This window comes from Rahnella perminowiae (genome assembly GCF_019049695.1).
Lineage (GTDB): Bacteria > Pseudomonadota > Gammaproteobacteria > Enterobacterales > Enterobacteriaceae > Rahnella > Rahnella perminowiae.
In genome coordinates this window covers 24,154-46,022 of sequence record NZ_JAFMOT010000167.1, presented here as the reverse complement: position 1 = coordinate 46,022, position 21,869 = coordinate 24,154, and the positions used below count along the sequence as shown (strand labels likewise).

General features: G+C 52.3%; 20 protein-coding genes and 1 pseudogene. 19 read left to right on the top strand and 2 right to left on the bottom strand.

Features of this window, described 5'->3' with window-relative positions:
* Positions 1–5: 5 nt before the first annotated feature.
* The 14 genes and pseudogenes from tsaE to J1781_RS08150 all read left to right on the top strand — a co-directional run bounded on the left by tsaE (position 6) and on the right by J1781_RS08150 (position 16,844).
* Positions 6–473 carry a tRNA (adenosine(37)-N6)-threonylcarbamoyltransferase complex ATPase subunit type 1 TsaE gene (gene tsaE, locus J1781_RS08215; RefSeq protein ID WP_129991643.1) on the top strand — a complete coding sequence of 156 codons (468 nt, stop codon included), beginning with the start codon at positions 6–8 and terminating at the stop codon, positions 471–473.
* A 7-nt stretch (positions 474–480) separates the two neighbouring features.
* The gene (amiB, locus tag J1781_RS08210; RefSeq protein WP_238483279.1) at positions 481–2,253 is read left to right on the top strand and encodes an N-acetylmuramoyl-L-alanine amidase AmiB; all 1,773 of its coding nucleotides are present in this window, start codon (positions 481–483) and stop codon (positions 2,251–2,253) included.
* A gap of 31 nt (positions 2,254–2,284) precedes the next feature.
* The gene (mutL, locus tag J1781_RS08205) at positions 2,285–4,222 is read left to right on the top strand and encodes a DNA mismatch repair endonuclease MutL (protein WP_217138287.1); all 1,938 of its coding nucleotides are present in this window, start codon (positions 2,285–2,287) and stop codon (positions 4,220–4,222) included.
* Positions 4,215–5,156: a tRNA (adenosine(37)-N6)-dimethylallyltransferase MiaA gene (gene miaA / locus J1781_RS08200; protein WP_129954254.1), complete on the top strand. Its 942-nt coding sequence runs from the start codon at positions 4,215–4,217 to the stop codon at positions 5,154–5,156. The genes mutL and miaA overlap by 8 nt, the downstream gene beginning before the upstream one ends.
* Positions 5,157–5,269: 113 nt before the next feature.
* Complete coding sequence (gene hfq, locus J1781_RS08195) at positions 5,270–5,578, top strand: RNA chaperone Hfq (RefSeq protein WP_095923701.1); 309 nt, start codon at positions 5,270–5,272, stop codon at positions 5,576–5,578.
* Between the two features lie 98 nt (positions 5,579–5,676).
* The gene (gene hflX, locus J1781_RS08190; protein WP_217233425.1) at positions 5,677–6,981 is read left to right on the top strand and encodes a ribosome rescue GTPase HflX; all 1,305 of its coding nucleotides are present in this window, start codon (positions 5,677–5,679) and stop codon (positions 6,979–6,981) included.
* A 33-nt stretch (positions 6,982–7,014) separates the two neighbouring features.
* Positions 7,015–8,307 carry an FtsH protease activity modulator HflK gene (gene hflK, locus J1781_RS08185; RefSeq protein ID WP_217138286.1) on the top strand — a complete coding sequence of 431 codons (1,293 nt, stop codon included), beginning with the start codon at positions 7,015–7,017 and terminating at the stop codon, positions 8,305–8,307.
* A 2-nt stretch (positions 8,308–8,309) separates the two neighbouring features.
* Positions 8,310–9,308 carry a protease modulator HflC gene (gene hflC / locus J1781_RS08180; protein WP_013573766.1) on the top strand — a complete coding sequence of 333 codons (999 nt, stop codon included), beginning with the start codon at positions 8,310–8,312 and terminating at the stop codon, positions 9,306–9,308.
* 94 nt (positions 9,309–9,402) lie between these two features.
* Positions 9,403–9,603 (top strand): DUF2065 domain-containing protein, encoded by a 201-nt coding sequence (locus tag J1781_RS08175; RefSeq protein ID WP_129954259.1) that lies wholly within the window; start codon positions 9,403–9,405, stop codon positions 9,601–9,603.
* Between the two features lie 144 nt (positions 9,604–9,747).
* Positions 9,748–11,046, top strand: a complete 1,299-nt coding sequence (locus J1781_RS08170) for an adenylosuccinate synthase (protein ID WP_013573768.1) — start codon at positions 9,748–9,750, stop codon at positions 11,044–11,046.
* A gap of 227 nt (positions 11,047–11,273) precedes the next feature.
* On the top strand, positions 11,274–11,699 hold the full coding sequence (gene nsrR, locus J1781_RS08165) for a nitric oxide-sensing transcriptional repressor NsrR (protein ID WP_129954261.1): 426 nt from the start codon (positions 11,274–11,276) through the stop codon (positions 11,697–11,699).
* A gap of 41 nt (positions 11,700–11,740) precedes the next feature.
* Positions 11,741–14,239, top strand: coding sequence for a ribonuclease R (gene rnr / locus J1781_RS08160; protein ID WP_217220204.1), 2,499 nt, complete (start codon positions 11,741–11,743; stop codon positions 14,237–14,239).
* A 96-nt stretch (positions 14,240–14,335) separates the two neighbouring features.
* On the top strand, positions 14,336–15,079 hold the full coding sequence (rlmB, locus tag J1781_RS08155) for a 23S rRNA (guanosine(2251)-2'-O)-methyltransferase RlmB (RefSeq protein WP_014411562.1): 744 nt from the start codon (positions 14,336–14,338) through the stop codon (positions 15,077–15,079).
* A 134-nt stretch (positions 15,080–15,213) separates the two neighbouring features.
* Positions 15,214–16,844 (top strand): annotated as a pseudogene (locus tag J1781_RS08150) (isovaleryl-CoA dehydrogenase).
* A 7-nt stretch (positions 16,845–16,851) separates the two neighbouring features.
* On the opposite strand, the gene bsmA reads toward J1781_RS08150, so the two are convergent.
* On the bottom strand, positions 16,852–17,163 hold the full coding sequence (gene bsmA / locus J1781_RS08145) for a biofilm peroxide resistance protein BsmA (RefSeq protein ID WP_129954269.1): 312 nt from the start codon (positions 17,161–17,163) through the stop codon (positions 16,852–16,854).
* A 96-nt stretch (positions 17,164–17,259) separates the two neighbouring features.
* Positions 17,260–19,209 (bottom strand): methyl-accepting chemotaxis protein, encoded by a 1,950-nt coding sequence (locus tag J1781_RS08140; RefSeq protein ID WP_217233424.1) that lies wholly within the window; start codon positions 19,207–19,209, stop codon positions 17,260–17,262.
* A gap of 278 nt (positions 19,210–19,487) precedes the next feature.
* On the opposite strand from J1781_RS08140, the gene yjfP reads away from it, so the two are divergent.
* The 5 genes from yjfP to rplI all read left to right on the top strand — a co-directional run bounded on the left by yjfP (position 19,488) and on the right by rplI (position 21,827).
* Entirely contained in the window at positions 19,488–20,237 is a 750-nt protein-coding gene (yjfP, locus tag J1781_RS08135) for an esterase (RefSeq protein WP_129954273.1), read from the top strand.
* Positions 20,238–20,387: 150 nt separating this feature from the next.
* Entirely contained in the window at positions 20,388–20,780 is a 393-nt protein-coding gene (gene rpsF / locus J1781_RS08130; RefSeq protein ID WP_013573776.1) for a 30S ribosomal protein S6, read from the top strand.
* Positions 20,781–20,785: 5 nt separating this feature from the next.
* On the top strand, positions 20,786–21,103 hold the full coding sequence (gene priB, locus J1781_RS08125) for a primosomal replication protein N (protein WP_013573777.1): 318 nt from the start codon (positions 20,786–20,788) through the stop codon (positions 21,101–21,103).
* A gap of 4 nt (positions 21,104–21,107) precedes the next feature.
* Positions 21,108–21,335 (top strand): 30S ribosomal protein S18, encoded by a 228-nt coding sequence (rpsR, locus tag J1781_RS08120; protein WP_002210155.1) that lies wholly within the window; start codon positions 21,108–21,110, stop codon positions 21,333–21,335.
* Between the two features lie 39 nt (positions 21,336–21,374).
* Complete coding sequence (gene rplI / locus J1781_RS08115; RefSeq protein WP_129954277.1) at positions 21,375–21,827, top strand: 50S ribosomal protein L9; 453 nt, start codon at positions 21,375–21,377, stop codon at positions 21,825–21,827.
* Positions 21,828–21,869: the final 42 nt, after the last annotated feature.

Genomic DNA, 21,869 nt, shown 5'->3' with positions numbered 1-21,869 from the left:
ACTGAATGAATCAACTTAATATCTCTTTACCCGACGAAGCGGCAACGCTGCAACTAGGTGCTTCACTGGCGAAAGCCTGCGAAGGCTCAGCGGTTATCCATCTTTATGGCGATCTGGGAGCCGGTAAAACGACCTTCAGCCGGGGGTTTCTTCAGGCATTAGGCCATCAGGGTAATGTGAAAAGCCCGACTTACACTCTGGTAGAGCCTTATCAGCTGGATAAGATTGCTGTTTATCATTTTGATTTATATCGCCTTGCTGATCCGGAAGAACTGGAGTTCATGGGGATCCGCGATTATTTCGCACAGGACGCCATTTGCCTGGTGGAATGGCCACAGCAGGGTGCAGGGGTATTGCCTGAACCGGATATTGAACTGACGCTGGATTATTCCCCAACCGGGCGCACCGCAAAGTTGGCGGCGGTTTCTGAATCCGGCATAAAATTGCTGCATCGTGTTCAACAGCAAGGATGATCACGCGATGAACTCACGTTTTACCTCTCTTTATATTTCAGCGACGATGATGACGTTGTTATCGGCGCTGATGTTGTTTGCCGTGCTGGCCTCGCCGGTTTTTGCGGCTGGCATGAAAAACATCAATGTTTCCAACGGTGCCACGCAATCTACCGTCACGATTTCATTTGATGGTTCACCGGATTACTCTTTTTTTCCGCTGCACAACCCTGAACGTGTGGTCATGGATATCCGTCAGGACGGCGTGATGAAAGGCCTGCCGCTGAATTTTAACGGACAGAATCTGGTGACGCGCGTACGTGCCAGTACGCCGCCCAATGCGCAGAGTCAGCGTCTGGTATTTGAACTGAATCAGAAAGTCCGAACCAACGCCACAAAACAGAAAGATGGCAACCAGTACACCGTGGTGCTGACCATGAACGCCGCTGCTCCGGCACGTCGGAGTGCACCGGTTGCCGTGGGGACCAACACGTCCTCGCCAAATGTGGGCAGAATGGTTACGCCTTCCGCGAAATCAAATCCGTTTACCCATGATCAGACCAAAGTCGTCGCGACGACGGTGGCGCCGGATAATTCACGTTCTTCTACCGTGTCGACCAGTGACAGCAGAATTATTGTCGCTATTGACGCCGGTCATGGCGGGCAGGATCCGGGCGCAATCGGCGCTGGCGGGCTAAAAGAAAAAAATGTCACTATCTCAATTGCCCGTAAATTACAGGCGATTCTTAATGCAGACCCGATGTTCCAGCCGGTATTAACCCGTGACGGGGATTACTTTATTTCGGTCATGGGCCGTTCCGATGTAGCGCGTAAGAAAAATGCTAATGTGCTGGTTTCTATTCACGCTGATGCCGCGCCGAGCCGCAGTGCGCGCGGTGCATCAGTCTGGGTGTTATCGAATCGTCGTGCTAACAGTGAAATGGGGAACTGGCTGGAGCAACACGAGAAACAGTCAGAACTGCTCGGCGGCGCTGGGGATGTGCTGGCAAATACCGCTTCAGACCCGTATCTCAGTCAGGCGGTGCTGGATTTACAGTTTGGTCATTCACAGCGCGTGGGCTATGACGTTGCGACCCGTGTATTGCGCGAACTGCGCTCTGTTGGCTCTTTGCATAAAGCGAAGCCGGAACATGCCAGTTTAGGTGTTTTACGTTCGCCTGATATTCCTTCCCTGCTGGTGGAAACCGGCTTTATCAGTAATTCAACTGAGGAGCGGCTGCTGGGCAGCAGCGCGTACCAGGATAAAATTGCGAGGGCTATCCACATCGGCCTGCGTAATTATTTCCAGTCGCATCCGATACAAAATGGCCCAAAGGTCGAAAACCGTCCGCTGCTGGCCTCATCAGCAGCGGCGGCAGACAGTAGCGCGACAGCCAGTACTGCCGCTAACCAGCCTGGCCCGATTGAAGTGACTGCCGGTGCAGCCGGTGCCACGCAGATCCACAAAGTGACCCGGGGTGAAACCCTGACCGGGATCGCGAACAGCTACGGCACGACAAACGCGGCGCTGCGCGATCTTAATAAACTGAAAAAAGACGGTGTCTGGGTCGGTCAGCGATTGAAAGTCCCTGCGGGAACCCGCACATCTTCAACAGCCGCCGCACCTGCTTCGACAACAAAAACGTCGAAGAAGCCCGCGAAACATAAAGTGAAACGCGGCGATACGCTGTCGGCGATCGCCAGCCAATATGGTGTCAGCATGAATGACATCAAAACCGCAAATCATATGAAGTCTGGCGAGGTACAGCTCGGCCAAACCTTAACTATTCCTCAGTCATAGGCGGTAAATGACCGCTGCCACAGGAGCCGCTATGCCAATCAAGGTACTGCCGCCACAACTTGCTAACCAGATAGCAGCGGGTGAAGTTGTCGAAAGACCGGCTTCCGTGGTGAAGGAACTGGTGGAGAACAGCCTTGATGCGGGCGCGACGCGTATTGATATTGATATCGATCGTGGTGGTGCCAAACTTATCCGCATTCGCGATAACGGCTGTGGGATTGGCAAAGACGATCTGGCTTTAGCGCTGGCACGTCATGCCACCAGTAAAATTACCTGTCTTGATGATCTGGAAGCCATTCTGAGCCTCGGATTCCGCGGCGAAGCGCTGGCAAGTATCAGCTCTGTATCGCGCCTGATCCTGACATCACGCACCGCTGAACAGCATGAAGCCTGGCAGGCGTATGCCGAAGGGCGTGATATGGCGGTAACCGTCAAACCGGCGGCACATCCGCAAGGCTCGACGGTTGAAGTGCTGGATCTGTTTTACAACACGCCCGCCCGCCGCAAATTCATGCGTACTGAGAAAACCGAATTTACCCATATCGATGAAGTTGTCCGGCGGATTGCACTGGCGCGCTTTGACGTTTCTGTAAACCTCAGCCACAACGGTAAACTTATTCGTCAGTATCGTGCGGTGAAAGACCCGGCACAGTTCTCCCGTCGTCTGGCCAGTATTTGCAGCCCGACATTTGTCGAGCACGCACTGGCCGTGGAATGGAGTCATGGTGATCTGGCGATCCGTGGCTGGGTGGCGGATCCGGCCGGTTCACGCAGCCTGAGTGATATGCAGTATTGCTATGTGAACAACCGCATGATGAAAGATCGCCTCATTAATCACGCGATCCGCCAGGCGTATCAGGATCAGCTCAAGGACGATCAGCAGCCCGCATATGTGCTTTATCTGGATGTCGATCCGCATCAGGTGGATGTGAATGTGCACCCTGCCAAACACGAAGTGCGTTTCCATCAGTCGCGGCTGGTGCATGATTTTATTTATCAGGCGGTGATGTCCGTATTGCAGCAGACGGGGGCTCCCGTGCTTGATGAACCACAACTTCAGGCAGATACACCGCGCTGGCAGCAGGAAAACCGTCAGGCTGCGGGCGGCAATCATTTCTCGCAACCGGCAGAACATAAAACGCCGGCACCGCGGGAAAATAATCCGCCACGTGAAAACAATCCGCCACGTGAAAATGTATTTCCTGAAACAGCCCGCGTCAGCCAGCCCCGTGAACCTGCTTACCGCAACACGGAGCCCGCTTACAATCCCTCAGAAAGCCAGGCTTACGGACGTTTGTTGCAACCTGCGCCGGCGTCGTTTTCTTTACAGGAACCGGCACCTGCTGCGGCACCGCCCGCTAAGCCAGCCATTCCGGCGGCCCGTACACTGACGGAACCGGCACTGGAATCACACAGCCAGAGTTTCGGGCGTGTGCTGACGGTATGTTCCTCGGAATATGCGTTACTTGAGCGCGGCAAAAATCTGGTATTGCTGGCATTACCGGTTGCTGATCGCTGGCTGAAATGGGCGCAGCTGACACCACCCGAAGAGGGGTTGCGACCACAACCGTTATTAATTCCGCTGAAGCTGACGCTGAAAAAAGAAGAGACGACCGTGCTGGCACGGCATCAGGCGCTATTACAGCATTTTGGTTTAGAAATGCTCAGTGAGTCACAGCGTGTGACGGTTCGCGCGGTACCTTTACCATTACGCCAACAAAATTTACAAAAGTTGATACCTGATCTGTTAGGTTATCTTGCTGTTCAGCAGGAGGTGACTTCTGATGCGGTAGCTATGTGGTTTGCCCGCCACTGCGGCTGCGAGCATGAGGTCTGGACAATTTCACAAGCCATACAATTACTCACGGATGTTGAGCGTCTTTGCCCGCAATTGGTGAAATCGCCTCCGTCCGGCCTTCTGCAACCTCTTGATTTACAGCCCGCACTGGCGGCTTTTAAGCATGACTGATTCTGAAAAACACGCAGTTCCCCCGGCCATCTTTATTATGGGGCCGACCGCATCCGGTAAAACAGCACTGGCGATATCGCTGATGAAACACCTGCCTGTCGAGCTTATCAGCGTCGATTCTGCCCTGATTTATCGGGGGATGGATATTGGTACGGCGAAGCCCACGGCAGAAGAACTGGCGGAGGCGCCGCATCGGCTGATCGATATCCTCGACCCGGCACTGGCTTATTCGGCGGCTGACTTTCGTCAAGACGCATTGCGGGAAATGGCAGAAATAACCTCGCGCAATAAGATCCCGTTATTGGTAGGTGGGACTATGCTTTATTTCAAGGCGTTGCTTGAAGGTCTTTCCCCGTTGCCACCGGCTGATCCTGCCGTGCGCGAACGTATTGAAAAGCAGGCGGCGGAACAGGGCTGGGAGGCGTTACATGACCAGTTGCGTGAAATCGATCCCGTTGCGGCTATGCGAATTCATCCGAATGATCCACAGAGACTGTCCAGAGCACTGGAAGTTTTTTTTATTTCGGGTAAAACTTTAACGGAACTGACTAAAATTTCGGGTGAAACATTACCCTATCGTGTCCATCAGTTTGCGATTGCGCCGACCCGCCGTGAACTTTTACATGCGCGGATCGAGGAACGTTTTAGCCAGATGTTGTCCAATGGTTTTGAAGACGAAGTCAAAACGCTGATAGCCCGGGGCGATTTGCATACAGATTTGCCTTCCATTCGTTGTGTGGGTTATCGCCAGATGTGGTCATATTTGTCTGGTGAATTCGATTACGATGAAATGGTTTATCGTGGTGTTTGCGCGACACGACAGCTGGCCAAACGTCAGATGACCTGGTTACGAAGTTGGGAGGGTGTCGAATGGCTCGATTCTGAGAAGCCAGAAGAAGCCTTAAACCGTGTAATTCAGGTTGTTAGTGCATAGGTTGGGTGATTGTGTACAATTGATCAGTACTCAGCGCGCAATTTTTTATGTGATTTATTTTCGAGCTGATAGGCTCAAAGTTACAAACAACAAACTAATAAGGAAAAGATAGAATGGCTAAGGGGCAATCTTTGCAAGATCCGTTCCTGAACGCATTGCGTCGTGAACGTGTTCCGGTTTCTATTTACTTGGTGAATGGTATTAAGCTGCAAGGCCAGATTGAGTCTTTTGACCAGTTTGTCATTCTGTTAAAAAATACGGTTAGCCAGATGGTGTATAAACACGCTATCTCCACCGTAGTGCCTTCCCGCCCGGTGTCACATCATAGCAATAATCCAGGTACGGGCAGCACCAACAATTATCACCATGGTAGCACTCCGTCTGCGCAACAGCCGCAGCAGGAAAACGATGACGCTGAATAAAGCGCAACGTTGGTCAACCACGAAGGGGTTCATAAGTATTCCGATTATGCTTATGCACCCCCGGCTGGCGAATTTTTTCCCAATGAGAGGTCGCAAGCTTGTTTGACCGTTATGAAGCCGGTGAGCAGGCCGTACTGGTTCATATCTATTTCTCGCAAGACAAAGACACGGAAGACCTGAGCGAATTTGAATCGCTGGTATCTTCTGCAGGTGTAGAGGCGTTGCAAGTCGTCACCGGGAGCCGCAAGGCACCGCACCCAAAATACTTTGTCGGTGAAGGAAAGGCCCAAGAAATCGCAGATGCCGTCAAAGCAACGGGCGCCTCTGTCATCCTGTTTGATCACGCCTTGTCTCCCGGCCAGGAAAGAAACCTGGAAGCCTTATGCGAATGTCGCGTTGTCGACCGCACCGGATTGATATTAGATATTTTTGCCCAGCGGGCCCGGACACACGAAGGTAAGTTACAAGTAGAACTGGCGCAATTACGCCACATCGCTACCCGACTGGTTCGCGGCTGGACCCACCTTGAACGACAGGGCGGCGGCATTGGTGCGCGTGGCCCGGGTGAAACCCAGCTCGAAACTGACCGCCGTTTACTGCGCGACAGAATCACTTTGATCCTCAGCCGGCTTGAAAAAGTGGCTAAGCAGCGTGAACAGGGTCGCCGTTCACGTGTTCGTGCAGATATTCCGACGGTGTCGTTGGTGGGGTATACCAACGCCGGGAAATCTACACTTTTTAATCGTATTACGCAGGCCGATGTTTATGTGGCCAATCAGTTGTTTGCTACGCTCGATCCTACACTGCGCCGTATTATGGTGGCAGATGTCGGGGAAACCGTGTTGGCGGACACCGTAGGGTTTATTCGTCACCTGCCCCATGATTTGGTTGCGGCTTTTAAGGCAACATTGCAGGAAACCCGACAGGCATCTCTGTTACTCCATGTAATTGATGCAGCGGACATCCGGGTTCAAGAAAATATTGACGCGGTGAATACGGTGCTGGCAGAGATCGAAGCAGATGAAATTCCTGCGCTGTTAGTGATGAACAAAATAGATATGCTGGATGACTTTGTCCCGCGTATCGACCGCAACGAGGAGAATTTGCCGGTCAGGGTCTGGCTCTCAGCCGTGACAGATGAAGGTATTCCGTTGCTTTTTCAGGCATTAACGGAGCGACTCTCTGGCGAAATCGCGCAGCATGAATTGTGCTTGCCGCCGGAAGCAGGCCGCCTTCGTAGCCGTTTTTACCAGCTTCAGGCCATTGAAAAAGAATGGATTGAAGAGGATGGCAGTATTGGTCTGGTGGTGCGAATGCCCATCGTTGACTGGCGTCGCCTCTGCAAACAAGAGCAGGAACTGGAAAGCTATGTCCGCAACCAGAGCCTGTCTGATTTAGCCTGAAGAACACCAATCATAGAATAATGGAGCTATAACATGGCGTGGAATCAGCCCGGTAATAACGGACAGGACCGCGACCCCTGGGGCAGCAGCAATAATAGCGGCAACTCTGGTGGAAATTCTGGTGGAAATAACGACAACAAAGGCGGCCGTAATCAGGGGCCACCTGACCTGGATGATATCTTCCGTAAGCTCAGCAAAAAACTGGGTGGTTTCGGCGGAAAAGGTTCAGGTAACAACAATAACAACAACGGTACGCCAACCGGTTCCGGTCATGGAATGAGTGGCACCCGGATTGCTGGCATCGCGGTCGCTGCGGTGGTGGTTATCTGGGCTGCAACGGGTTTCTATACCATCAAAGAAGCTGAGCGTGGCGTGGTAACCCGTTTTGGTAAGTTTAGCCATCTGGTTGAACCGGGCCTGAACTGGAAACCAACCTTCATCGATCAGGTGCGTGCGGTGAACGTAGAATCGGTACGTGAACTGGCTGCGTCTGGTGTAATGCTGACATCCGATGAGAACGTTGTGCGCGTTGAAATGAACGTGCAGTACCGCGTGACGGATCCTGAAGCCTATCTGTTCAGCGTCGCCAACCCTGACGATAGCCTGAGCCAGGCAACGGACAGCGCACTGCGTGGTGTTATCGGCAAATATACGATGGATAAAATCCTGACTGAAGGCCGTACCACCGTGCGTAGTGATACCCAACGCGTACTGGAAGAAACCATTCGTCCGTACAAAATGGGTATCACCATCCAGGACGTCAACTTCCAGACTGCGCGTCCGCCGGAAGAAGTGAAAGCTTCCTTCGATAATGCGATCGCTGCCCGTGAAAGAGAGCAACAGTCTATTCGTGAAGCAGAAGCTTATGCGAACCAGATCCAGCCTCTGGCAAACGGTGAAGCACAGCGCTTGCTGGAAGATGCTAAAGCTTATAAAGATCGTACGGTTCTGGAAGCACAGGGTGAAGTGGCCCGTTTCTCCAAACTGTTACCTGAATATAAAGCTGCGCCTGAAATTACCCGCGAACGTCTGTATATCGAAACCATGGAAAAAGTGCTCAGCCACACCCGTAAAGTGCTGGTGAGTGATAAAGGGAATAACCTGATGGTCTTGCCGTTGGATCAAATGTTGCGCGGAAATAACGCTGCTGCAAATGATACCAGCAAGAATGATGAAACAGGTCTGTTGCCTTCCGTTCCTGGGTTGACCAGCAGTAATAGTAAAAGCAGTGCCGATAACAGCAGTTCCCGTTCGTCTGGCAGTGTCATGGACCAGCGCCGTGCAAATGCACAGCGTGACGATACACTTCGCGTAGGGAGAGAATAACAATGCGTAAGTCATTTTTACTTATCGTCGTTGTGGTGCTGGTGGCGCTTTATGCCTCACTGTTTGTGGTCCAGGAAGGTCAGCGTGGCATCGTGCTGCGTTTTGGCAAAGTTCTGCGCGACAGTGATAACAAACCGCTGGTTTATGCACCGGGCCTGCATTTCAAAGTTCCATTCGTGGAATCCATTAAAATGCTCGACGCGCGTATCCAGACCATGGATAACCAGGCTGATCGCTTCGTGACCAGCGAGAAGAAAGACTTAATCGTCGATTCTTACCTGAAATGGCGTATCAGTGATTTTAGCCGTTACTACCTGGCAACGGGCGGCGGTGATGTGTCTCAGGCAGAAATCCTGCTGAAGCGTAAATTCAGTGACCGTCTGCGTTCTGAAATTGGTCGTCTTGACGTAAAAGACATCGTGACCGATTCCCGTGGTCGTCTGACCCTGGATGTGCGTGATGCATTGAACACCGGTAGCGTAGGCGATGAGCCTGAAGCAACCACTGAAGCCGATGATGCGATTGCCTCTGCAGCAAAACGTGTTGAGCAGGAAACCAAAGGTAAACAACCTGCGGTGAACCCGAACAGCATGGCGGCATTGGGTATTGAAGTGGTGGATGTACGTCTGAAACAAATCAACTTGCCGGAAGAAGTGTCCAGCGCGATTTACGATCGTATGCGTGCTGAACGTAATGCGGTGGCATTGCGTCACATCTCCCAGGGTAAAGAAGAGGCGACTAAAATCCAGGCGGCTGCGGATTACGAGAGAACACGTACCGTTGCTGAAGCAGAACGTACTGCCCGTATCACCCGTGGTGAGGGGGATGCCGAAGCGGCGAAACTGTTTGCTGACGCGTTCAGCCAGGATCCTGACTTCTACGCATTCATCCGTAGCCTGCGTGCTTACGAGGCCAGCTTCAAGAGCGGCAACGACGTCATGGTGTTAAGCCCTGACAGCGATTTCTTCCGCTTCATGAAGTCACCTGAAAAAAATAAATAATTGCTTCTGCAATTTCCAAAAGGTCCCTTAGGGGGCCTTTTGTCTTTTCTGAAACCCTCTCTTTTAAGAAGGGATGTTGCGAGACTGACTCATCATGAATTCGACAATCTGGCTGGCGCTGGCATTAGTTTTGGTTCTTGAAGGCCTGGGACCAATGATTTATCCAAAAACGTGGAGAAAAATGATCCTTTCGCTGGCGAATCTTCCGGACACGGTTTTACGCCGTTTTGGCGGTGGTCTTGTGGTTGCAGGCTTCGTAATTTACTACATGTTGCGTAGTCGTGTGGGAGGGTGAGGTTTTGTTACATGCGGTGTGTCACGTCTCGCTGAGACCGGTAGCACGCAATTAAAATTTTTCCCGCAAACGTGTGCTAAAAGTGCTGGAAAGCACAGAATGAGATGTTAGAATCCTTTTTTAAGCAACCTGGTGATTCTTGAGATGGGTAAGAACGTCGTCGTACTCGGCACTCAATGGGGTGATGAAGGGAAAGGCAAGGTCGTAGACCTGCTTACTGAACGGGCTAAATATGTTGTGCGCTATCAGGGCGGTCACAACGCCGGTCACACTCTGGTTATCAACGGTGAAAAAACCGTTCTTCATTTAATTCCGTCTGGCATTTTGCGTGAAAACGTGACCAGCATCATCGGCAACGGTGTTGTTCTGGCTCCTGACGCCTTAATGAAAGAAATGGGCGAACTTGAAGCTCGTGGCATCCCTGTACGCGAACGTCTGTTACTGTCTGAAGCTTGCCCGCTGATCCTGCCTTACCATGTCGCACTGGACATGGCGCGTGAGAAAGCGCGTGGCGATAAAGCGATCGGTACGACCGGTCGTGGTATTGGCCCGGCTTATGAAGATAAAGTGGCTCGTCGCGGTTTGCGCGTAGGCGATCTCTTCAACAAAGAAACTTTCGCTATCAAGCTGAAAGAAATCATCGAATACCATAACTTCCAGTTGGTTAACTACTACAAAGTAGAAGCCGTTGATTTCCAGAAAACGTTGGATGATGTGATGGCGATTGCCGACATCCTGACGGCTATGGTTGTTGACGTGTCTGAGCTGCTGGACGGCGCGCGTAAGCGTGGTGACCTGATCATGTTCGAAGGCGCGCAAGGCACGCTTCTGGATATCGACCACGGGACTTATCCGTACGTCACCTCTTCCAATACCACTGCTGGCGGCGTTGCCACCGGTTCGGGCATTGGTCCACGTTATGTTGATTATGTGCTGGGCATTGTGAAAGCCTACTCTACCCGCGTGGGTGCAGGTCCGTTCCCGACTGAACTGTTTGATGAAACCGGCGAGTTCCTGCGTAAGCAAGGTAACGAGTTTGGTGCGACCACTGGCCGTAGCCGTCGTTGTGGCTGGCTGGACATCGTAGCGGTGCGTCGTTCTGTGCAGATCAACTCCCTGTCTGGTTTCTGTCTGACCAAACTGGATGTGCTGGACGGTCTGAAAGAAGTGAAGCTGTGTGTCGGTTACCGCATGCCTGATGGCCGCGAAATGACCACCACGCCGCTGGCTGCTGAAGGCTGGGAAGGTATCGAGCCAATCTACGAAATTATGCCAGGCTGGACCGAAACCACCTTTGGCGTGAAAGAAGTGGAAAACCTGCCACAGGCAGCGCTGAATTACATCAAGCGTATCGAAGAACTGACTGAAGTGCCGGTTGATATTATCTCTACTGGCCCGGATCGTAGCGAAACGATGATTCTGCGTGACCCGTTTGATGCATAACAGCCAGAGCTGATTGTGTAAAGACGTCATAACCGGGCAAAATTGCCCGGTTTGTTTTTTTCTGACTCCCTTCGCTTGTTTACTTTCTATAAACCATCCACTATCTAAATGATTAGCTGCAAAGTTCGCGGCTGGTTTATCATCAAAGTGTCATAATAAACAATCATCTTCACCCTGTTGTCATTGCTGACGTGGAAAGACCGGGTAATAGCTACCCAGAGGTATGTGTGCAGTTAACGAGTTTTACTGATTATGGTTTGAGAGCCTTGATTTATATGGCGTCATTGCCGGACGATCAGATGACCAACATTTCGCAGGTCACCGAGGTTTACGGTGTATCGCGTAACCACATGGTGAAAATCATTAATCAGTTGAGCCGTGCTGGTCTGGTCACAGCCGTTCGCGGAAAGAACGGGGGTATCAAGCTGGGCAAGCCCGCAGAGACCATCCGCATTGGCGACGTGGTGCGCGAGCTGGAACCTCTTTCGCTGGTCAACTGTGCCAGTGATTTTTGTCATATCACGCCTGCATGCCGGCTAAAACAAGTCCTGCACACTGCTGTAGAACATTTTCTTGATGAGCTGAATCAGTACACTTTGGCCGATATGGTCAAAGATAACTCAACGCTCTACCAATTATTGCTTGTTGAATGAAAGACTTTCAACAAACTGCTGATGACAACGGAGGAACCGCTATGTCACAAGATCCATTCCTGGAACGAGAAGCAGAAAAATACGAATCACCTATTCCCAGCCGTGAATTTATTCTGGAACACCTCGCCAAACGTGAAACCCCAGCCAGCCGGGAAGAAATTGGTAACGAACTTAATCTCTCCGGAGAAGAAGCACTGGAAGCCCTGCGTCGCCGTCTGCGCGCGATGGAGCGTGACGGGCAGTTAGTCTTTACCCGTCGCCAGTGTTACGCGCTGCCTGAGCGTCTTGACTTGCTGAAAGGCACGGTCATCGGTCATCGCGATGGTTACGGTTTCCTGCGCCTTGAAGGCGTAAAGAAAGACGATGTGTATCTTTCTGCGGAACAAATGAAAATGTGCATCCACGGCGACGTGGTACTGGCACAGCCAGTCGGAACCGACCGTAAAGGCCGCCGTGAAGCTCGCATCGTGCGTGTTCTGGTGCCGAAAACCAGCCAGATTGTGGGTCGCTACTTTACTGACGCTGGCGCCGGTTTTGTGGTGCCTGACGACAGCCGCCTGAGCTTTGATATCCTGATCCCGGCTGACGCCATTAATGGCGCACGCATGGGCTATATGGTGGTCGTTGAGCTGACACAGCGTCCGACCCGACGCACTAAAGCGGTCGGTAAAATCGTTGAGGTCCTCGGGGATAAAATGGGTACCAACATGGCGGTAGATATCGCTCTGCGTACTCATGAAATCCCCCACGTCTGGCCGCCACAGGTGCTGAAACAGGTCGAAGACCTGAGCGAACAGGTGCCGGAAGAAGCGAAAAAAGGCCGTGTCGATTTACGCAGTCTGCCGCTGGTCACCATTGATGGTGAAGATGCGCGCGACTTCGATGATGCCGTATATTGCGAGAAAAAACGCGGCGGTGGCTGGCGCCTGTGGGTGGCCATTGCCGACGTGAGCTATTACGTCCGTCACGGCACGGCGCTGGATGATGAAGCCCGCAGCCGTGCTACGTCGGTGTACTTCCCGTCGCAGGTTGTCCCGATGCTGCCGGAAGTGCTGTCCAACGGCCTGTGTTCCCTGAACCCACAGGTAGACCGCCTGTGCATGGTTTGTGAGATGACGATCTCCGCCCAGGGTAAGCTGACCAGCTCTAAGTTCTACGAAGCGGTAATGAGCTCTCATGCACGTCTGACATACAACAAAGTCTGGCGCATCATCGAAGGCGATCCGGAACTGCGCGAGCAATATTCGCCGCTGGTTAAGCATTTGCTTGAACTGCACACCATGTACAAAATGTTGGATCAGGCGCGTGCAGAGCGCGGCGGTATTGCGTTCGAAACCGAAGAAGCGAAATTTATCTTTAATGCTGAGCGTCGTATCGAACGTGTCGAGCCGACTGTACGTAACGATGCTCATAAACTGATTGAAGAGTGCATGATTCTGGCGAACATCGCTGCCGCACGTTTTGTTGAAAAACATAACGAACCGGCACTGTTCCGTGTGCATGACCGTCCAAGCGATGACCATATCTCCGCGCTGAAAAGCGTGTTGGGTGAACTGGGCCTGGTGATGGGCGGCGGCATGAAGCCTGAGCCGAAGGATTATGCTCAGATCATGGATGAACTGGCCGGCCGTCCTGACCGCGAAATGCTGCAAACCATGCTGTTGCGTTCGATGAAACAGGCGATTTACGATCCGGAAAACCGTGGCCACTTTGGTCTGGCGTTACCGTCTTACGGGCATTTCACTTCGCCAATCCGTCGTTATCCGGATCTGGCATTGCACCGTGCGATCAAGTATCTGCTGGCGAAAGAGCATGGCACGCTGAAAGATCGCTGGACGCCGACCGGTGGCTGGCACAGTGATTACGAAGATATGTTGCAACTCGGTGAGCATTGTTCGATGGCGGAACGCCGCGCGGACGAAGCCACCCGCAACGTGGCTGACTGGCTGAAATGCGATTTCATGCAGGATCATGTGGGTGAAGTCTTCACCGGCATTATCGCCAGTGTCACTGGCTTCGGTTTCTTCGTACGCCTCAACGATCTGTTCATTGACGGTCTGGTGCACGTCTCATCGCTTGACAACGATTATTACCGTTACGATAACATCGGCCAGCGTCTGGTGGGCGAATCCTCCGGTGCGGTTTACCGCCTGGGCGATACGGTAGAAATTCGCGTCGAAGCGGTGCACATGGACGAACGTAAAATCGATTTCGCGCTGGTGTCCAGCACCCGCAAAGCGCGGGGCGAAGGCAAAACCGCGCGTGACCGCGCGAAAAAAGGGGGCGAACGTACCCTGCGTTCTGCTGCGCCAGCCAACGCTGGCCGTCGCCGCAGCGCTAAGAAAAACGTGAACTTTGAACCGGACAGCGCATTCCGCAAAGATGATGCGAAACCGGCAAAACCTAAGAAAGAAAAAGCAGTCAGTGCTGTGGGTAAAGACGGTAAGCCGAAGAAAGCCAAAAAGCCTTCTGACAAAACCGCAAAAATTGCGGCGGCGACCAGAGCCAAACGCGCGAAGAAAAAGCAGTCTGACAGCTAATCCTTTCTGACGATTCTTCTATGATAGAATCGTCTGTAACTATCCTTACTAAATTGCGGACAGCATGCTGTCCGCAAGTCTATTTTAAAGAGCATCATGAGCGAAATTATTTACGGTATTCATTCCGTTAAAGCCTTACTCGACAACGATCCGCAACGCTTTCTGGAAGTTTTTATCCTGAAAGGCCGTGACGATAAACGCCTGAAACCGCTGATCGACGAGCTGGAAGCCAGCGGTATTGTCATCCAGGTGGCGAGCCGCCAGTGGCTGGATGAGAAATCCGAAGGTGCTGTGCATCAGGGGATCATCGCGCGTGTGCGTGAAGGTCGTCAGTATCAGGAAAATGACCTGCCTGCGTTGCTCGAAAGCCTTGATTGTCCGTTCCTGCTGGTGCTTGATGGCGTAACGGACCCGCATAACCTGGGCGCCTGTCTGCGTACTGCGGATGCCGCCGGGGTTCACGCGGTAATTGTTCCGCGTGACCGTTCTGCGAAACTGAATGCCACTGCGAAGAAAGTCGCCAGCGGTGCCGCTGAAAACGTGCCGCTGATCAACGTGACCAATCTGGCGCGTACATTGCGCGTACTGCAGGAACATAATGTCTGGATCGTCGGCACGGCCGGTGAGGCCGATCATGATCTGTTCCAGAGTAAAATGACAGGCCCGATGGCACTGGTGATGGGGGCGGAAGGTGAAGGCATGCGCCGGCTGACCCGCGAACACTGTGACGAGCTGATCAGCATCCCCATGGCGGGGAGTGTCTCTTCCCTGAACGTTTCTGTAGCCACCGGTGTTTGTCTGTTCGAAGCGGTTCGCCAGCGCGGTCTGAAGAAGAGTTGATTGTTATTTTTTGCGCTGATTAAAACGGGAGCCTCAGGGCTCCCGTTTGCATTTCTGCGTTTGTGATCTGTCCGCCTGTTAATTCCCCGATTTTTACCATACTTACGCCATATCCTTTTGACAGGGAGCAGGCGATGGACTGGGAAACACACCGGGTTTTCAATCAACCCAAGCCGCTGAGTAACAGTAATTTATTTCTTTCCGATACGCCGCTGCGTGAAGCGGTTTCCCGCCAGCAGGCGGGCTGGGATGCAGATGTGCTGGCGTCCCTCGGGCAACAATTAGGTTCTGCGGAATCGCTTGAGCTGGGAAGGCTGGCGAATGCTAATCCGCCTGATCTTTTGCGCTATGACGCTACCGGCGAGCGTCTTGATGACGTGCGTTTCCACCCGGCATGGCATCTGCTGATGCAGGGGCTGATCGCCAACCGTGTGCACAATTTACCGTGGCAGGAAGAGGCGCGGGTGGGAGCAGTAGTGGCGCGTGCAGCGCGTTTTATTCTTCACGGCCAGGTTGAAGCGGGGACGCTATGTCCGGTGACAATGACATTTGGTGCGATCCCGCTGCTGCAAAAATATCTTCCGCCGGATTTCAGTGGCTGGATGAAACCCCTGTTATCTGACCGTTATGATCCGCATCTGCAAGCCGGCGATCAGAAGAAAGGCGTGCTGATCGGTATGGGCATGACGGAAAAACAGGGGGCTCGGACGTGCTCAGTAACACCACGCGGGCGACAGCGCTGGAAGGCCGCGGTAGCGGAAAACCTTATCACCTGGTGGGGCACAAATGGTTTTTCTCCGTGCCGCAAAGTGATGCACATCTGGTGTTGGCGCAGGCAGGTGGCGGACTTTCCTGTTTCTTTTTGCCACGGATTTTGCCTGACGGATCACGCAATGCTATCCGCATTGAGCGGCTGAAGGACAAACTCGGTAACCGTTCGAATGCCAGCAGTGAAGTGGAGTTTCAGAACGCCACTGGCTGGTTGCTGGGAGAGGAAGGTGAAGGCATTCGTCATATCCTCAAAATGGGCGGTCATACACGGTTTGACTGTGCGCTGGGCAGCCACGCCATGATGCGCCGGGCATTGTCCGTAGCGTTGTATCATGCGTTCCAGCGACAGGTGTTTGGTAAGCCCTTAACCGAACAGCCTATGATGCGTCAGACACTCAGCCGGATGGCGTTATATCTGGAAGGGCAAACCCTGCTACTGATGCGTCTGGCTACCGCTTGCGGAGAGCGCAATAATCCGGCGGAACAATTGTTATGCCGCCTGCTCACGCCCGCTGCGAAGTTCGAAGTCTGCCGTCAGGGGATGCCGTTTGTAGCCGGGGCGATGGAAGTGCTGGGGGGGATTGGCTATTGCGAAGATAGCGAGTTACCGCGTTTGTATCGCGAAATGCCGGTCAACAGTATCTGGGAAGGGTCGGGAAATATCATGTGTCTTGATGTGTTGCGCACGCTGAAAAAGCTGCCTGCCAGTGCGGAAATGGTTCAGCAGATTTTGCAGCAGGTGCGCGGACAAAACCGCATCTTTGACCGGGTGTCACGCCAGTTTTTACACCGGCTGCATGCGCCGGAAGAAGCGCAAGGGCGCTGGCTGACCGGCCAGCTATGTAACCTGATGACAGCGACGCAAATGCTGGCGTTTGCGTCGCCACCGGTGGCAGATGCGTGGTGTCGCATGGTGCTGGATCCGCGCGGAGAAACACGACTGCCGGAACGGCTATGTCAGTTACTGCTCAACCGCGCCATCGGCGCTGAATAACGAACGTTTAGCGGTAAAGTATGGCCTGAGAATACCAGCGGCCTGGCATGATGGTTTCGCTGTTAAACATAATCACGTAGTAACGGGCACCCGCAGCGTCGGCTTTGCGCTGGATTTCGGCTTCGGCATCCATCGGGCTGCCAATTACGTCAGCAGTAACATTACCAATTTTGGTCAGCGTGGAGGTTTGCGCCCGGGTAATTTCCTGCGCTTTGTCCGTCGGTGCAGGCGGTGCAACCGGTACGGTTTGCGTCAGATGACTGCAACCATTCAGTGCCACCAGTAAAAGCAGCAGGGCAGGGCGTCGGAGAAATGTCATCGTGATTTCCGGTAAAAGGGTAATGATCAAAGTGTAGCCCTTTCACCGGTATGCTGGCGAGTCTGCGTGGCATTTATTGCCGCGCAGACTCGCATTCTATCGTTCGGAAATTTTAAAGACGCTGACCAGTTGTGAGAGATGGCGACCTTGTTCACTGAGTGCCGCCGCAGTTTGCTGGGAATTTTCCACCAGTGTGGCGTTTTCCTGCGTCGCTTTGCCAATCTGCATAATGGCAATATTTACCTGCGAAATACCGGAAGACTGTTCGTGTGCTGCCACATCGATATCGCTCATCAGCACTTTTACCTGATTAATGCCCTGTAAGATATTGCTCATGTTTGCCTGCGTTTTGGCCGCGCTCTGATGGCCGTCTTCGACTTTATTCAGGGAATCTGCGACCAGATTTTCAATCTCTTTCACGGCATTTGAACTGCGCTGCGCCAGTGCCCTGACTTCCGAGGCGACAACCGCAAATCCGCGTCCGTGCTCACCGGCTCTGGCGGCCTCTACGGCGGCATTAAGGGCCAGGATATTAGTCTGGAAGGCAATGCCTTCGATAACGGTTGTGATATCCGCGATGCGCGTTGAAGCGTGTTTAATCGCCTCCATGCTCATGACCGACTGATTCACCGCCTCCGCGCCAACGGTGGCCGCTTTATCGGTCTGTTGCACCAGCTGTGTGGCCTGTGTGGCGTTGTCCGCAGTGTTCTGAACGGTAGCGGTAATCTGCTCCATACTGGCCGATGTTTCTTCAAGACTGCTGGCTTGTGTGCCGATTTGCTGAGTGATCTGATCGCTGTCGTGCGCTAATCCTTGGGTATTCATCATGATTTCAGACGAAACCTGCCGTACCTCGCCGACAATTTTTTCCAGCCCGTGACCAATACCGTCCATGGCATGCATCAGTGCACCAATTTCATCGATGCGCTGCGTCTCAGCGCGCGCGCGCAGGTCCCCGCTGGCATATTGTTGTGCGATACGCACGACCTCGCTCAGCGGGCGGCTGACCAGTTTGCGGGTCAGTCCGATAAACAGAGCCGCAAAACACGCCAGCGCCAGCAGGCTTATCAGCAGAAACTGATTGCGCGTACTGTTGACCTGTTCCATCAGGCTGTTTTTATCTGTGCTGCCCACGACCACCCAATGCCAGGCCGGAACATTCGCATATACCATAAATTGCTGATGTTGGCTGGCCGCATCCATGTATTCGCGCTGGCCTTTTGGCTGCGACATGACCTGTTGTAACTCGCCGTCAGGCCACGCAGGGGTTTTACCTTCCCCGGTCGGATGAACCAGATATTTACCCCGATCTTTCCCCGGTGCACTGTTGAGCACAAAGAAATACCCTTTCTCACCAATACGTTTGGACAGGATTTTCTGGCGCATATCGGCATATTCTGCCGTGATATCGACACCCACGAACAAAATCCCGATCACATTGCCCTGCGCATCGCGCACCGGCTGGTATTTGGTAATGTATTGTTTACCAAATAACGTCGCCAGTCCGTTAAAGGATTGTCCGGCCATGATCTGTGCATAAGCCGGGCTGGTATTGTCGAGCAACGTGCCAATAGCGCGGTTGCCGTCCTGTTTTTTCAGGGACGTGGTTACGCGGATAAAGTCATCGCCGCGTCGGGCAAATATCGTAGAAATTGCGCCGGTGCGTGCCAGAAAATCATCAGGGATTTTACTGTCCAGATTCAGTGGCGTACCACCTGCTTTAATGACCGGTGTGGACTGATTACCCACCATGATCGGGCTGGTAGTGTCCAGTTCGAAATCCGACGGCAGAAAATGACTGAACAGACGCGTATAGCTGTCCACTTCCGCATTCAGGCTGGCGTTGTACATTTCAATCATATCTACCACGCCGGTGACCTGTTCAGAAATGGCGTTAACGGTCAGTTCACTGACCTGCTTTCCGGCAGAATGCGTCAGTGACAAAGTGAAAATAATAAATAAGGTTCCGACGAGCAGAGAGGCGATGCTGGCCAGTTTTGCGCCAATGCTCCACCGTCGAAATGCACGTTTTGATGCTTTTTTCATGGTTTTTTCCCGTTAGCTTCTGATAGCGCACTAACGGCGGATAACGGGAAAGGATTAATGTTCAAATGTAACTATTTATTTCATTTTAAATTGATCTGAATCAATGAAATAAATGCGAATGTGTGAATTTGGATTAAGGCTGGCCCACTGAAAAAGCGGGTTTCGAATAACGGGTTATAAACCATACGAAAAAGGTTGTGGTCGCGATTTTTCAGACCCGTAGAATATCAACACCGACAGAGACCGAAATTTTTTCTAAATACGCAGGGGAAGATACGATGGTTGAGATGTACGAAGAAAATATTGACGGGATCCAGGTGATTCATGCCGTGCCCGCCGGCCAGTATCAGCAGCAACTCCCGACGATTTTTTTCTATCACGGTTTTCTGTCTTCTAAAGAGATTTACTCGTATTTCGGCTACACACTGGCGAAAACGGGTTTTCGAGTGATCCTGCCTGATGCGTTAATGCACGGCGCACGTGCGGAACACAGTGAAGAGCGCTGTCTGGCGAATTTCTGGCATATTTTACAGAACAATATTGATGAGCTGGCCTTGCTAAAAGAAGCGTTTGTCGGACGGGGTCTGGCGGATCCGCAGCGTTTAGGCGTCGGCGGCGTTTCTATGGGCGGCATGACCACCATGGCAGCGCTGATCAAATTCCCGTGGATTAAAGCGGCGGCAAACCTGATGGGTTCTGGTTATTTTGCGCGTTTATCCCACCATCTTTTCCCTGCTTACAATGCCGGTGGCATTGTGCAGCGTGACATATTTGAACGCGAGATTGCGCCTTTACTGCGTCTGGATTTCAGCGGTAAAGCAGCATTAATCGCAGATATTCCTTTGTTTGTCTGGCATGGTGAAGAAGATGATGTGGTGCCGTTTGGCGAAAGCCAGCGTTTGCGGCAGGAGCTGGCTGAAAGTGGCGCGGATACCCATCTGACTTTTATTTCTGAGGCCGGTGCAAAGCATAAAGTCTCGGTTCATGCGCTGGCTGAAGCCACAGCTTTCTTTGCCGAAAAGCTGTAAAGAAATTAATCTGCCTTTCTCCTTGAGTTTCCCACAGGCTGTACATATAATTGCGCGTCATTTTTTCGACCGCACACAAACACGTTCCTTGCTTCCATGGGCCGCGGTTGACCCTGACAGGAGGCTGAATAATCCGTAAGGAGCAATTCGATGCGTCATTACGAAATCGTTTTTATGGTTCACCCTGACCAAAGCGAACAGGTTCCGGGCATGATCGAGCGTTACAGTGCAGTAATCACTAACGCTGCGGGTCAGATTCACCGTCTGGAAGACTGGGGCCGCCGTCAACTGGCTTACCCGATCAACAAACTGCACAAAGCGCACTACGTTCTGCTGAACGTTGAAGCGCCGCAGGAAGCGATCGATGAGCTGGAAACTAACTTCCGCTTCAACGACGCCGTTATCCGTAGCATGGTTATGCGTACTAAACACGCGGTAACTGAAGCATCTCCAATGGTTAAAGCAAAAGACGAACGTCGTGATCGTCGTGAAGATTTTGCTGAAGCTAATGATGATGCTGAAGCTGGGGATTCTGAAGAGTAATTGCCGTGACGGCGAATCGTCTGGTGTTGTCAGGCACTGTGTGCAAGACCCCCATTCGTAAAGTCAGTCCTTCGGGCATTCCGCATTGCCAGTTTGTGCTAGAGCATAAATCATCGCAGCAGGAAGCCGGATTCAACCGACAAGCATGGTGCAGAATGCCCGTGGTTGTCAGTGGACAAGCGTCACAAGCATTAACTCACAGTATAACGGTCGGCACGCAACTCACTGTTACCGGATTCATTAGCTGCCATCAAGGGCGCAATGGTCTGAATAAAGTGGTGTTACATGCCGAGCAGATTGATTTGATAGATTCTGGAGACTAGCCTAATGGCACGTTATTTCCGTCGTCGCAAGTTCTGCCGTTTCACCGCGGAAGGCGTTGTAGAGATTGATTACAAAGACATCGCTACACTGAAAAACTACATTACCGAAAGCGGTAAAATTGTCCCGAGCCGTATTACCGGTACTCGTGCAAAATACCAGCGTCAGCTCGCTCGTTGCATCAAGCGCGCTCGCTACCTTTCATTGTTGCCATACACTGATCGTCATCAGTAATCGGCCACTGTCTATTAACGACTTTGAGAGGATAAAGTAATGCAAGTTATTCTGCTTGATAAAGTAGCAAACCTGGGCAGCCTGGGTGATCAAGTTAACGTTAAAGCGGGCTACGCTCGTAACTTCCTGGTACCACAGGGCAAAGCTGTTCCTGCTACCAAGAAAAACGTTGAATTTTTCGAAGCACGCCGTGCAGAGCTGGAAGCTAAACTGGCTGACGTTCTGTCCGCTGCTGAAGCTCGCGCAACTAAAATCAACGAACTGGGTTCAGTAACCATCGCGTCTAAATCAGGCGACGAAGGCAAACTGTTCGGCTCTATCGGTACCCGCGATATCGCTGATGCAGTAACTGCTGCTGGCGTTGAAGTTGCTAAAAGCGAAGTTCGTTTGCCGAATGGCGTTCTGCGTACCACTGGTGAACACGAAGTTGAGTTCCAGGTACACAGCGACGTATTCGCTAAACTGAACGTAGTTGTGGTTGCTGAAGCGTAATAACGCGTCAGTTAACCCGTGAAACGCCGGCCTTGTGCCGGC